This window comes from Tistrella sp. (assembly GCF_002684955.1).
Lineage (GTDB): Bacteria > Pseudomonadota > Alphaproteobacteria > Tistrellales > Tistrellaceae > Tistrella > Tistrella mobilis.
Genome location: NZ_NYWI01000016.1, coordinates 12,963 through 26,978, shown reverse-complemented (window position 1 = coordinate 26,978; position 14,016 = coordinate 12,963). Strand labels below are relative to the sequence as shown.

11 protein-coding genes are annotated in these 14,016 nt (G+C 66.8%); all 11 read right to left on the bottom strand.

What is annotated here, in order from left to right:
• Nucleotides 1–33: 33 nt before the first annotated feature.
• Nucleotides 34–1,680, bottom strand: a complete 1,647-nt coding sequence (groL, locus tag CMO28_RS04085; protein ID WP_014745213.1) for a chaperonin GroEL — start codon at nt 1,678–1,680, stop codon at nt 34–36.
• 118 nt (nt 1,681–1,798) lie between these two features.
• Complete coding sequence (gene groES / locus CMO28_RS04080; protein ID WP_014745214.1) at nt 1,799–2,089, bottom strand: co-chaperone GroES; 291 nt, start codon at nt 2,087–2,089, stop codon at nt 1,799–1,801.
• A gap of 143 nt (nt 2,090–2,232) precedes the next feature.
• Entirely contained in the window at nt 2,233–3,600 is a 1,368-nt protein-coding gene (hflX, locus tag CMO28_RS04075) for a GTPase HflX (protein WP_296710003.1), read from the bottom strand.
• Between the two features lie 184 nt (nt 3,601–3,784).
• Nucleotides 3,785–4,054, bottom strand: a complete 270-nt coding sequence (gene hfq, locus CMO28_RS04070) for an RNA chaperone Hfq (protein WP_041604880.1) — start codon at nt 4,052–4,054, stop codon at nt 3,785–3,787.
• A gap of 174 nt (nt 4,055–4,228) precedes the next feature.
• Nucleotides 4,229–4,945, bottom strand: coding sequence for an HAD family hydrolase (locus CMO28_RS04065; RefSeq protein WP_296709996.1), 717 nt, complete (start codon nt 4,943–4,945; stop codon nt 4,229–4,231).
• 25 nt (nt 4,946–4,970) lie between these two features.
• Nucleotides 4,971–6,347: a Trk system potassium transporter TrkA gene (trkA, locus tag CMO28_RS04060; RefSeq protein ID WP_014745218.1), complete on the bottom strand. Its 1,377-nt coding sequence runs from the start codon at nt 6,345–6,347 to the stop codon at nt 4,971–4,973.
• A gap of 33 nt (nt 6,348–6,380) precedes the next feature.
• Nucleotides 6,381–7,766, bottom strand: coding sequence for a sigma-54-dependent transcriptional regulator (locus tag CMO28_RS04055; protein ID WP_296709991.1), 1,386 nt, complete (start codon nt 7,764–7,766; stop codon nt 6,381–6,383).
• Between the two features lie 4 nt (nt 7,767–7,770).
• Entirely contained in the window at nt 7,771–10,218 is a 2,448-nt protein-coding gene (locus tag CMO28_RS04050; protein ID WP_296709988.1) for a sensor histidine kinase NtrY-like, read from the bottom strand.
• Nucleotides 10,215–11,699 carry a nitrogen regulation protein NR(I) gene (ntrC, locus tag CMO28_RS04045; RefSeq protein WP_014745221.1) on the bottom strand — a complete coding sequence of 495 codons (1,485 nt, stop codon included), beginning with the start codon at nt 11,697–11,699 and terminating at the stop codon, nt 10,215–10,217. The genes CMO28_RS04050 and ntrC overlap by 4 nt, the downstream gene beginning before the upstream one ends.
• Before the next feature lie 16 nt (nt 11,700–11,715).
• Nucleotides 11,716–13,011 (bottom strand): two-component system sensor histidine kinase NtrB, encoded by a 1,296-nt coding sequence (locus tag CMO28_RS04040; protein WP_296709983.1) that lies wholly within the window; start codon nt 13,009–13,011, stop codon nt 11,716–11,718.
• Nucleotides 13,008–14,006: a tRNA dihydrouridine synthase DusB gene (dusB, locus tag CMO28_RS04035; protein WP_296709980.1), complete on the bottom strand. Its 999-nt coding sequence runs from the start codon at nt 14,004–14,006 to the stop codon at nt 13,008–13,010. The genes CMO28_RS04040 and dusB overlap by 4 nt, the downstream gene beginning before the upstream one ends.
• Between the last annotated feature and the right edge of the window lie 10 nt (nt 14,007–14,016).

The window sequence follows — 14,016 nt, the reverse complement described above, 5'->3', positions numbered from 1 at the left end:
ATCCGAAGATCGGGTCGGCTGGTATCGGCTGGATCAGAAGTCCATGCCGCCCATGCCACCCATGCCGCCCATGCCACCGGCCGGAGCAGCGTCCTTCTTCTCGGGCTTCTCGGCGACCATGGCCTCGGTGGTGATCAGCAGGCCGACGACCGAGGCGGCATCCTGCAGCGCGCTGCGGACGACCTTCACCGGGTCGATGATGCCGGCCTTCACCAGGTCGGTGTACTCGCCCTTCTGCGCGTCGAAGCCCCAGTTGCTGTCGTCGCTCTCGGCCAGCTTGCCAGCCACGACGGCGCCGTCGACGCCGGCATTGTCGGCGATCTGACGGACCGGGCGGGTCAGGGCGCGACGGACGATATCGATGCCGGTGGTCTGGTCGGCATTGACGCCGGTCAGGCCCTCAAGCGCCTTGGTGGCGTAGAGCAGCGCAGTGCCGCCGCCCGGAACGATGCCCTCTTCGACTGCGGCGCGGGTCGCATGCAGCGCGTCGTCGACGCGATCCTTGCGCTCCTTCACCTCGGTCTCGGTGGCGCCGCCGACGCGGATCACCGCGACGCCGCCGGCCAGCTTCGCCAGACGCTCCTGCAGCTTCTCGCGGTCGTAGTCCGAGGTGGTCTCCTCGATCTGCGCCTTGATCTGCGCGACGCGGCCCTGGATCTCCTCCTTCTCGCCCGCACCGTCGACGATGGTGGTGTCGTCCTTGGTGATGCGAACGGTCTTGGCGGTGCCCAGCATGTCGACGGTGACCGTCTCCAGCTTGATGCCCAGGTCTTCAGAGATCACCTGGCCGCCGGTCAGGATCGCGATGTCCTGCAGCATGGCCTTGCGGCGATCGCCGAAGCCCGGCGCCTTCACGGCGGCGACGCGCAGGCCGCCACGCAGCTTGTTCACGACCAGGGTCGCCAGGGCCTCACCCTCGACGTCCTCGGCAATGATCAGCAGCGGACGGTTCTGCTGCACGACGGCCTCGAGGACCGGCAGCATCGGCTGAAGGCTGGAGAGCTTCTTCTCGTAGAGAAGGATCAGCGGGCTCTCGAGCTCGGCTTCCATCTTCTCGGCGTTGGTCACGAAATAGGGCGACACGTAGCCGCGGTCGAACTGCATGCCCTCGACGACATCCAGCTCGGTCAGCAGGCTCTTCGCCTCTTCGACCGTGATCACGCCTTCCTTGCCGACCTTCTGCATGGCCTCGGCGATCATCTCGCCGATCTCACGCTCGCCATTGGCCGAGATGGTGCCGACCTGGGCAATCTCGTCCGAGGTGTTGATCGGGTTGGCGCGCGACTTCAGGGTCTCGACGACCTTGGCAACGGCCTGGTCGATGCCGCGCTTCAGATCCATCGGGTTCATGCCGGCGGCGACGGCCTTCAGGCCCTCGTTGAAGATCGCCTGGGCGAGAACGGTGGCGGTGGTGGTGCCGTCACCGGCGTTGTCGGCGGTCTTCGAGGCAACCTCGCGGACCAGCTGCGCGCCCATGTTCTCGAACTTGTCCGACAGCTCGATTTCCTTGGCGACCGAGACGCCGTCCTTGGTGATGCGCGGCGCGCCGAAGGACTTCTCGATCACGACGTTGCGGCCCTTCGGACCCAGCGTCACCTTCACGGCATTGGCCAGGGCGTCGACACCGCGCTGAATCTTCACGCGCGCATCGTTACCAAACTTGATTTCCTTGGCAGCCATGGTTCTTCCTCAAAAGCTCTGATGTGGTCAGGGGATGGGACCCGCCTGGCGGCCATCCCGGTCCCTGGTCACGAAATTTGGTCCGGCGAAAGCGGAACCGGATGCGGGATGAAGGGGATCAGCCCTCGATCACGCCGAAGATGTCCTGCTCCTTCAGGATCAGAACGTCCTGGCCGTCGACCTTCACCTCGGTGCCCGACCACTTGCCGTAGAGGACGCGGTCGCCGACCTTCACGTCGAGCGCCACAACCTTGCCGTCCTCGCCGCGGACGCCATTGCCGACCGCAATGACTTCGCCCTGCTGCGGCTTCTCCTTGGCGGTGTCGGGGATGATGATGCCGCCGGCCGTCTTCTGCTCCTGCTCGATCGGGCGCACAACGACGCGATCATGCAGCGGACGAATCGCCATGAGTACTCTCCAGTCTGAGCGATTTCTGAGGATATGCCCGGCCCGTTCAGGCTCTCCCGGATGGGCCGGACCTGCACGGGCTGTTTAGCACTCCTCAGGTAAGAGTGCTAGCAAATCGTTCAAGGGCTCCGGGCCCAAAAAAATCACGTCAGCGACACAGGCGCCGAGAGATGCGGCCAGCGGGCCTGGAACCGGCTCAGATCCTGGGGTTTCAGGCGGACGGCGACATGGGCCACGGCCTCATCATCCGCACGTTCCGCGACTTCACCGTGCTCATAGAGCCAGGCCAGGGCCTGGCCATCGGCATGCGGCACGTCGAAATGGGCAAGCTCGTCCCCGATCGCGAGCCGAGCATCGATCGCGGCGAAGAGCCGGTCAAGCCCTTCGCCTGAGAGGGCCGAACCCGCAACCGCATCTTCGGCGCGCGCTGCCTCGTTCAGCACCCGCTCCCGCGCCTCGCCTTCCAGCATGTCGAGCTTGTTGCGGAATTCGAGCACGTCGTCGGCCAGGCGATGGCCCATGCCCAGCTCGCCCAGCACATGGAGCACGTCGCGCCGCTGGGCGCCGGTATCCGGGTCCGCGATGTCGCGGACATGGATGATCAGCGCCGCCTCGCGCACCTCTTCAAGCGTCGCCCGGAAGGCGGCGATGAGGCCGGTCGGCAGTTCAGAGACGAAGCCCACGGTGTCGGACAGGATCACCCGCCGGCCCGAGGGCAGGTCGAGCGCGCGCATGGTCGGGTCCAGCGTCGCGAACAGCATGTCCTTGGCCATCACCGAGGCGCCGGTGACCCGATTGAACAGCGTCGACTTGCCGGCATTGGTGTAGCCGACCAGGGCCACCACCGGATAGGGCACCTCTCGGCGCTTCTTGCGATGCAGTTCCCGGGTGCGGACGACCTCGGCCAGCTGAAGCTTCAGCTTGGCCATCTTGTCGTCGATGATCCGGCGGTCGGTCTCGATCTGGGTTTCGCCGGGGCCGGCCAGAAAGCCGCGTCCGCCGCGCTGGCGCTCCAGATGGGTCCAGCTGCGGACCAGACGGCTGCGCTGATAGCCGAGCCGGGCAAGCTCGACCTGCAACCGCCCTTCCCGGGTGCGGGCACGGTCGGCGAAAATCTCCAGAATCAGCCAGATCCGGTCGATGACCTTGACGTTCCAGGCCTTCTCCAGATTGCGCTGCTGAATGGGCGTCAGCGGCCGGTTCATCACCACCAGATCGACCGGTGCGGCTTCGAGCTTCGCCTTGATCTCGTCGACCTTGCCCGACCCCAGCAGGGTGGAAGGCCGCATGCGCGCAACCGGCACAACCAGCCCCTCGGCGACGTCGAGGCCGAGCGCGCCGGTCAGCGCCATCCCCTCGTCCAGCCGCGCACGCATGCTGCGCACCGCTTCGGGATCGTTCTCGACCGGGGCCGGCGCACCGCGCCGCTGCTCCTTGACGTCGGGCTGCAGAACCAGGGCCCGCGCCGGCAGATCGCCGTCGGGCCGGATGATGATCTTATCGTCGGACAAACCGCTCCTTCATGCGCCGGGCGCAAAGGACAGGAAAGGTTGCGACATCATGTCGCCGGCGGTCGCCACCCCGCCCCCAAAGGCGATGACAGGCCGCACGCGACCCCGCGGCGGCCTGGTCAGAAGCCCTGCCGGACAGGGGACCCGCGCGGGCAGAGCACGTGTTCCCCGTCCGTCTCGACCATCAATGGTCGCCGTGATCCTTGTCGCGATCGCCCTGAGCCTGGGCATCGAACAGCTGGACCGGCACCGTCGGCATGACGGTCGAGATGGCATGCTTGTACACGAGCTGACTGTGCCCGTCCCTCCGCAGCAGCACGGAGAAGTTGTCGAACCAGGTCACGACACCTTGAAGCTTGACGCCGTTGACCAGGAACACGGTCACCGGAGTCTTGTTCTTCCGGATGTAGTTCAGAAACACATCCTGGAGGTTCTGGTTCTTTTCAGACGCCATGAGAGGCACCCCTTCTTGTTATCATGCGGCGATGTTGGTCTGTCTCCCGGCCGCCGCGACCGCTTTTCGGGTCTTAGCCGGGATCTTTGTCGAGCCGGTTGCCGGGCGTCCCCCGCCCGGGTACCGCGTGCCATCACACGCCGGCCCGGAGCCGTACCATATCGGACCGCCCGATCAGGTAAGACCCATCGCCGAAGTTACAAGGTCGTGCAGGTGGCGGCAATCGACAACCCGGAGGTCTGCGCGTGTAAGCACCCCTTCATCAAGACTCGTGCCGTCGTGGACCAGAAGGATGCCGGTGCAGCCCGCGGCCCGGGCACAGTCCATGTCGACAAGGGCATCGCCGACGAACCAGACATTCGGACCGGCCTCGCGGCCGACGGTGGCCAGCGCCTTGATGACCGGCGCCGCATCGGGCTTGTCGCGGGCGGCATCGCCGGCCCCCAGCAGGGCGCCGAAGCGTTCCCCCCACCCCAGATGGGCGACCTCGGCCCGCAGGAACGGGCCCTGCTTGTTGCTGACCACACCGAGCGGGATCCCCTGCCCCGCCAGCAGGTCGAGCAGATCGGCAGCCCCCTCCATGGCGACCACGGTCTCGAGGTGCCGCGCGGCATAGGCTGCCTTGAAACGCAGCGCCGCCTCCTGCCAGCGATCCCCGAAAATCTCGGGGAAGGTGTCGCGCATCGAGCGGCGGATGCGCAGCCGCCCCTCTTCCGGCGTCAGCGCCGGCGGCTTGCCATAGGCGATCATGACGTCGTTATAGGCGGCGAGGATCGCCCCCCAGGCATCGACAAGGGTGTGGTCCCAGTCAAACAGCACGGCGTCGGGACGGCCGAGCCGCGCAAAGGCAGCCGCATCGTCAAGCCCGCGCTCGGGCATGGTCAGGGTCATGGCGAAGGCGGGGCTCCGGATCGGGTCAGAAGAATTCGAGGCGGACGGAGAACAGTTTTTCGACCTTGCGGATGCTGTCGGCCAGGGCGAAGAGCACGATCCGGTCCCGCGCCTTGATCACCGTGTCGCCATCGGGGGCGATGACCTTGCCCTCGCGCACCACGGCGCCGATGATCACCCCCTGCGGCAGGCCGGTTTCCCGGAGCGGCCGCCCGACAAGCGGCGAGGTCTCCAGCGCATCGGCCTCGATGATCTCGCCGCCGCCATCCTGAAGGCTGTAGACGGCGTGGATGCGGCCACGCCGGACATGCTGCAGGATCCGCGACACCGTCACGGCCCGCGGATTGATCACCACATCGACGCCCAGCGAACTGATCAGCGGCGGGTAGGTCGGATTGTTGACCAGCGCCATCGCCCGCTTACAGCCCATGCGCTTGGCCAGCAGGGCCGAGAGGATGTTGGATTCATCGTCATTGGTCACGGTGACGATCGTCTCGGCGCCGCCGGTATTGGCGTCTCCCAGCAGGTCCGGGTCGAGCCCGCTGCCCGAAAGCACCAGGCTGTGGGTCAACTGGTCCGCGATCCGTTCCGCCCGATGGCGATCGGCTTCGATCAGCTTGATGTTCAGCCGCGGCTGCAGCTTTTCGAGCTGCGAGACCAGGAACAGGCCGATATTGCCGCCACCGACAACGATGATCCGGCGCGCCTCGCGTTCCTCGAAGCCGAAGATCGCCATCGCCCGCGGCACGTGGTCCCGATCCGCGACGAAATAGATCTGGTCGCCGGCGATGATCTGATCGCGCGGGGTGGGCACGATCATCCGGTCCCCCCGGATGATGGACACGATCCGGAGCGTGAGATCCGGGAACAGTTCGGTCAGCTGAGAGAGGGGTGTGTTGACCACCGGACACGAGGCTTCCGCCTTCAGACTGACCAGATAGACCCGGTCACCGGCGAACGGAATGACGTCGGTCGCCCCCGGCACCTTCAGGCGCCGGCCGATTGCCCGTGCCACTTCCAGTTCAGGCGAGATGATCACGTCGATCGGCAGGTTCTCGCGGCTGAACAGATCGGCCCACATCGGCTGCAGATAGCCCTGATGGCGGACCCGCGCGATCTTGGTCGGGACGTTGAACAGCGCATGCGCCACCTGACAGGCGACCATGTTGACCTCGTCCGAGGCCGTAACCGCGATCAGCATGTCGGCATCGGCCGCCCCTGCCTGCTCCAGCACGTCGGGATGCGAGGCGTAGCCGATCAACCCCTTGATCTCGAGCGATTCGGAAAGCTTGCGGATCAGGTCTTCCGACTGGTCGATGACGGTGATGTCGTTCTCTTCACGCACGAGCGAGCGTGCGATGTTGTGCCCCACCTGGCCGGCGCCGCAGATGATGACCTTCATGTGGCCCTGCCCTTTCGACGATCTGCCAGTGGGTTACGAGGAAGTATTGATGCCGAGGCTCTTGAGCTTGCGATGCAGCGCCGAGCGCTCCATGCCCACAAAACTCGCCGTCCGCGATACGTTGCCGTTGAAGCGGGCGACCTGGGCCTTCAGGTAGTTGCGCTCGAACACCTCGCGGGCATCGCGCAGCGGCAGGCCCATGATTTCGCCATCCTCCGACGGGTTGACCAGGGCGGGCGCCCCCGCCCCCAGCTCCGGTGGCAGCATCTCGGCCCGGATCTCGGTCTGGGCATCGCCCGGCGCCATGATCAGCAGCCACTCGATGACGTTGCGCAGCTGGCGGACATTGCCGGGCCACTCCCCGGCCTGAAGCACGGCCAGCGCATCGGCGCCCAGGCTGCGGGGCGGCAAGCCCGACATCGCCGCAGCCCGCGCCATGAAATGCCGCGCCAGTTCGGGGATGTCGTCCCGCCGTTCTTTCAGGCTGGGCACCCTGAGCGGTACGACGTTCAGGCGGTAGAACAGATCCTCGCGGAAACGCCCCGACTGGATCTCGCTTGCAAGATCGCGGTTGGTGGCCGCCACCACCCGCACATCAACCTCGATCGGCCGCTCGCCGCCAAGCCGGGTGAAGCGCTGCTCGTGCAGGGCGCGCACCACCTTGCCCTGGGTCTCCATCGGCAGGGCCGAAACCTCGTCGAGAAACAGGGGGCCGGAATGGGCCTGTTCGAACAGGCCGAGCTTGCGCGGCGTGTCGGGGCCAAGCGCTCCCGGCTCCGCGCCGAACAGCTCCGCCTCCACGCGATCCGGCGTCATGATGGCGCAGTTCAGCACCACGAACGGCGCGTCGGCCCGGCGCGACTGGGTGTGGATCCGCCGCGCGGCCACCTCCTTGCCGGCACCGGCTGGGCCGGTCACCAGCACACGGCTGTTGGTCGGCGCCACCCGTTCGATCGTGTGCCGCAGCTGGCGCACCGCGGCCGAGGTGCCGATCAGTTCGGCATCGCCGCCGGCGCGCTTCTTCAGGTCGGCCACTTCTCGGCGCAGCCTGGCGTGCTCGATGGCATTGCGCACCACCAGCAGCAGGCGATCGGATTTGAACGGCTTCTCGATGAAATCATAGGCACCTTCGCGGATGGCGGTGACCGCCGTCTCGATGGTGCCATGACCGCTGAACATCACCACCGGCAGGCCGGGATGGTCGCGCACGATTTCGGACAGGATGCCCATGCCGTCGAGCCGGCTGCCATCGAGCCAGATATCGAGCAGCACCATATCGGGCAGCCGGGTCGCGACCTCGGCCAGCGCCTCGTCGCTGTTGCGCGCCGTCCGGGCGGTATAGCCCTCGTCGCGGAGCAGTTCAGCGACCAGGTGCCGGATGTCGTCTTCGTCATCGACGATCAGAATGTCCGATGGCATCGCGTCAGGGCCTTGTAGAACCAGAAGAGCTGTTGGGACCGTCCTGCCGTGGCGTGGAATGCCGGTTGTCTGACGCGGCCGCGCCGGGGACGGCACCCGGATCGGCCAGGGGCAGTTCCAGTGTCGCCACCGCCCCGATGATACGGCCGTCGGCCGATCGACGGTCGTCGATCGACAGGCGGCCGCCGTGATCTTCCATGATCTTGCGGACGATGGCGAGGCCCAAACCCGTTCCCTTCGCCTTGGTGGTGACGTAAGGCTCGGTCAGTCGCCCGCGGAACGCCTCGGGCAGGCCCTTGCCGGCGTCTTCGACGGTAATCAGCGCCCGCTTCTCCCCCGCCTCCAGAACGATCCGGATCACCCGGCGCTCTTCGGGCAGATCCTTGACCGGCACACCTTCGCCTTCGGCCACCGCGTCGACCGCCTGACCGGCATTGACCAGCAGATTGGTCAGGGCCTGCCCCAGCAGTCGCGCGTCTGCCCGCACCATCACCGGGCCATCCGGCCGTTCCAGATCGAACTTCAGTTCGGGGCGTCCCATGCGCTGGGTGATCGAGGCTTCACGCAGCAACGGCCCCAGATCGACATCGGCCATCACCGGCTGCGGCATGCGGGCGAAGGACGAGAACTCGTTGACCATCCGCCCGATATCGCCGACCTGGCGGATGATGGTCTCGGTGCAGGCGACGAAGGTGTCGGGATCGGAGGTGATTTCCTTCAGATATTTCCGCTTCAGCCGCTCGGCCGACAGCTGGATCGGGGTTAGCGGATTCTTGATCTCGTGAGCAATGCGACGTGCCACATCCGACCAGGCAGCCGTGCGCTGCGCCACCATCAATTCCGTGATGTCGTCGAAGGTGACCACCACGCCGACGGTTGCCGCCGCGCCGTCGCGGCCGCGCTGAACCACCAGATCGGCCGCCAGGCGCACCATCAGATTGCGATGATTGCCGCCGGCAACCGCCTCGATCTGGGCCTGAACCACCCGATCCGGCCGTTCGGCCAGTCGGGCCAGCAGCGGCTCCAGCGCCGGCAGAAGCTCGGTGACCGGCCGGTCCACCGCCTGATCGAAATCCACCCCCAGAAGGGCCAGAGCCGAACGATTGGCCAGATTGACCCGGTTTTCGGCATCGAGACCGATAACACCCGCCGAGACGCCCTCCAGCACCTTCTCGGTGAAGCGGCGGCGGGTGTCGATCTGGCGATTGGCCGCCAGCAATGCCTCGCGTTGCGCCGCCAGCTGCCGGGTCATGCGGTTGAAGGCCCGGGCCAGAATGCCGACCTCGTCATCCTCCCGTCCCTCCGGCACCTGGGCGGTCAGATCGCCGCCGCGCACCCGTTCCGCGGCGCCGACCAGCTGGCTGACCGGCCGGGCGATCGAGCGCGCGACCAGAAAGCCGATCCACACCGCAGCGAGCAGCAGAAGAAGTGCAATCAGCACGAACAGACCGGTGAAGCTGAGCTGTATACCCGACCGGCGGGTATCCGCCTCTTCGTACTGCGAGACCGCCCGGTTCACCTGCTCCATATGGTCGAGCACGGTACTGTCGACGAACCGGCCCACATACAGGAAAACATCCCCCAGGCTCGGCACCTGGACCAGCGCCCGTACCCGATCGTCCTGGCGGTCGGTCAGCAGCACCACCTCACCGCGCCGCGCCTCGTCGAGCAGCGGCTGCGGCACGGTGGCAAACTCCAGGCTGAAGCTGAGTTCCGTGCGGGCAAGAATGCGGCCATCGCCGCGGAAGACCATCGCCTCGGGCAGATTGCGAAGCGCCGCCTGGATCTCGATCAACCGCTGAAGGCGGCCATTGGCATCAAAGGTGGTCAGGGCCTCGCGGTCGATATCGCCCGCCATGGCGATGACATCCGCCCGGATGGTGCGCTGATGCTCCAGCAGATAGGCCTGGGCCACCTCGCGCGACTGGCTGAGCGCCGTGCGGACCCGCTCGTTGAACCAGGTCTGCACGCCGAAATCGAAGAAGAGTGCCGAGAACACCATCACGACGATTGCTGGCAGCGCCGCCACCAGCGCGAACAGCGTCACCAGCCTCAGTTGCAGCCGCGAGGCGGTCGACTGCCGGCGCCGTTGTAGCCATAGCCGGACCAGCCCATGCGCCAGCATGCCGACCAGCAGCAGCAGCAGAGCCAGATCAATGTTCAGCAGAATGAACACCGTGCCGGCATCTGCCCGGGCCTCGGTCCCCCAGTTGTTGCCGAAGAACGACAGCCCCGTCAGCGCCAGATAGGTCGCAACACCCGCGCCCAGCGCCGCAATCAGCAGGGCGATCGTGAAGATCCGGCCGGGACGGATGCGGGCCACGAGCACGGCCATGCGGCGGCCGAAATTGCCGGCAATGCGGCCGGCAACCCGCTGGTGCCGCATCTCGGGCGCCCGCGACGGCTGCGGCCGTTCCTCCTGCACGCCCTCCCCGGCGGATCCGGTGGTCATCTGCCGGCCACGCTGCCGCCGATGCGGGTAGGCTCGCCCCCACGGGTGACCTCGATCGACAGATCGCGGATCTTCTTACGCAGGGTGTTGCGGTTCAACCCCAGCACCTGGGCCGCCTTGATCTGATTGCCCCGGGTGGCGACCAGGGTACGCTCGATCAGCGGCCGCTCGACCTCGCGCAGAATCCGATCATAGAGACCCGCCGGCGGCAGGCCGTCATCATGGGCATCAAAATATTCGGCGAGGTGGAAATCGATCGCCTCACCCAGGCTGCCGCCGCGGCGCCGGTCGTCATCCGCCGGCATCGGCTCGGCGAACTCACCCTCGATATCGGGGCGATAGATCACGTCCTCGGCCGACAGTGCCGCCAGGCGACGCATCAGATTTTCAAGCTCGCGGACATTGCCCGGCCAGTGATAGGCGGTCAGCACCTCGATCGCATCGGCCGACAGGGTCTTGAGCGGCAGGCCCTGATCGCAGGCGAGCTTCAGGAAATGCCGGGCCAGATCCGCGATGTCTTCCCGCCGCTCGCGCAGCGGCGGCAGGCGCACCGGCACCACGTTCAGGCGATAGAACAGATCCTCGCGAAACAGGCCCTGCTGGATCAGTTGGCGAAGGTCGCGATGGGTGGCCGCGATGATGCGGACATCGGCCCGGATCGGCGTGCGCCCGCCGACGGTGGTGAATTCGCCTTCCTGAAGCACGCGCAGCAGCCGTGTCTGGGCATCCAGCGGCATGTCGCCGATCTCGTCCAGAAACAGCGTGCCGCCCTGGGCCTGCTCGAACCGGCCGGTCTTGCGCTGGGCAGCACCGGTGAAGGCCCCCTTTTCGTGGCCGAACATCTCGGATTCGATCAGGTCGCGCGGGATGGCCGCCATGTTGATCGCCACGAACGGCCCGCCGCGACGCTTGCCGTAATCATGCAGCGCCCGCGCCACCAGCTCCTTGCCGGTGCCGCTTTCGCCGGTGATCATCACCGTCAGATCGGTGCCCATGATCCGGGCCATGACCCGGTAGACTTCCTGCATCGACGGCGAACGGCCGACCAGCGGCATCTCTTCTTCGGCCTGCGGCTGGCCGCGCTGATCCAGTGCCGGCGGCGGTGCATCGCCCCGCCGGGTGTTGAGCGCCCGCTGCACGATGCGGAGAAGTTCGTTCAGATCGAACGGCTTGGGGAGATATTCGAAAGCCCCGCGTTCAGTCGCCTTGACCGCGGTCAACAGCGTCTTCTGTGCGGTCATCACGATGACCGGCAGGTTGGGGCGCAGGCGCTTGATCCGGGGCAACAGGTCGAGCGCGTTCTCATCGGGCATCACCACATCGGTGATCACCAGATCGCCGTCGCCGTCCTCGACCATCCGCCACAGCGAGGCGGCGGTGCCGGTGGTGCGCACCGTATGCCCGGCCCGGCTGAGTGCCTGATGCAGAACGGTACAGATGCTGCGGTCGTCATCGGCGACCAGGATGGTTGCGGGCTCCATCGCGTCCGTCGTTCCTTCAGGCCTTGGGGTTGTACATGGGCAGCATCACCTTGAACACGGTGCGCCGGGGGCGACTGTCGACCTCGATCACCCCGCCATGATCGTTGACCGCCTTGGCGACCAGCGACAGGCCGAGGCCGGTACCCGAGGGTTTGGTGGTCACGAAAGGGTCGAACAGATTGGCCCGGATATCCTCGGGCACGCCCTGGCCGTTATCCTGGACCGTCACCACCAGCGGCAGGTCCAGCCGGTCACGGCTGCCCGGCACCTGGACACGCAGACCATGCTGGAAGGCGGTGGTGAGCGTGATTTCTCCGCCCTCTTCCGGAACGGCTTCGGCGGCGTTCTTCACCAGGTTCAGGAAGATCTGCACCAGCATGTCGTGATGGCCGTAGACCGGCGGCAGCGAGGGGTCGTACTGCTCGATGAACCGGACATGGGAAGCAAAGCCGTTCTGGGCCAGGCGGCGGACATGTTCCAGCACCACATGGATGTTCACCGGCTCCCGCTCGATCGGTCGGCCGTCGGAAAACTGCTCCATCCGGCCGATCAGGTTCACGATCCGGTCGGCCTCCTTGCAGATCAGCTGGGTGAGCATGCGGTCGCCCTCGGCGACATTGTACTCCAGCAGCTGTGCGGCACCGCGGATGCCCGAAAGCGGGTTCTTGATCTCGTGGGCCAGCGCCATGGCCATGCCGGTGATCGATCGGGCGGCGCCCCGATGGGTCAGTTGCCGGTCGATCTTATGGGCCATCGACCGCTCGATCAGCGACAGCAGCACCGCGGGGGCACCCTGATCAGGCAGCGGGGCCACCTGCGCATCCACCAGCCGGCTGCCGGTCCGCGGCCCGTCGATCACGATGTCGTATTCGTTCAGGCTGGATCCGCCATGCAGGAAGCACTTGCGGATGATGTCCATCAACGGGCTGTCATAGCGGATGAACTCGGTCAGCGCCGAGCCGATCAGCACCGAGATGCCGGTGCCGAAAAACTGCTCCGCGGCCGGATTGCCATAGAGGATCCGGTCGTCATTGGCCACCACCAGAACCGGGTGCGGCAGGGCGTCGAGAATCGCATCGCCCGGGACGGACGATTTGGAGGGCCGGCGTTTCCGGCCGAAGCTGGTCAGAGCCATGGTCTGGGCCAGACCTTTCCACATGCGCTGGCGGGGGCTGCCGACGGGGTCCTGGCCCCCGTCCGCGGGCGTGGAGGGGCCGTCGTCCGCGGTCCCGTCCACATCACGGACGGGATCCTCGGGATCGGGGGCATCGTGGTTAAGAAGATCGGGGTGCCGGAGGATGGGATCACTCATGCGGCCACTCCGAAATCTGCCGGAAGATCGCCCAGCGCAAGGCGATCGAGCACGGCACGTACGTCGTCCGGCTGCTCGGCACGGACAAGATGGTCGCGTATCGCCCGGCCAGCGCCGGCAACGGTCGCATAGGCGTCGAGATGCTTGCGCACCACCCGGCGGCCATGGGCCTCGCCATAGTGGTCGAGTGCCAGATCGTAATGCGCCCGGGCAAGCGCCCAGATGGCGGCCATGTCCGGCATGGCGACGCTACGCCCCGCCAGACCTGCCATCACCAGCGCCGGCAGCCAGGGCCGCCCCATGGTGGCGCGTCCGATCATCACCCCGTCCGCACCGGTCCGGTCCAGAAGCCGCCGCGCATCGGCAGGGCTTGCAACGTCGCCATTGGCGATCAGGGGCACGCGAACCCGCCGCCGCACTGCCGCGATGCCCGCCGGATCGGCCGCGCCTTTGTAGAGCTGGGCGCGCGTTCGGCCGTGCACGGTGATCATCGCGACGCCGATCTGTTCAAGCCGTGCAGCCAGATCGGGCGCCGAGAGTTCACCTTCGGCCCAGCCCAGCCGCATCTTGACCGTGACGGGCACCGAGCCGGCCGCATGGATCACGGCCCGAACGATGGCCTCGGCACGGTCGGGTTCGCGCATCAATGCGGCGCCGCAGGCGCCACTGGTCACCTTCTTTGCCGGACAGCCCATGTTGATATCGATCCAGGCCGCCCCCGCCTCGACAGCCTTCTCCGCCGCCTCGGCCATCACCTCGGGGTCGCGCCCCGCCAGCTGGACCGCGACCGGCCCCGGCTCACCCGCCAGGTCGATCATCGACAGGGTGCGGCGGCACCCCTCGACCAGGGTGCCGCCGGCGATCATCTCGGACACCGTCGCCGACACGCCGAAGCGCCGCACCATCGTCCGAAACGGACGGTCGGTCACACCGGCCATGGGTGCCAGCAGCACCGGAGGTGCAGCTCTGTCGGGTGAGAAAAGCCGATCGATCATCGGGTTCCTG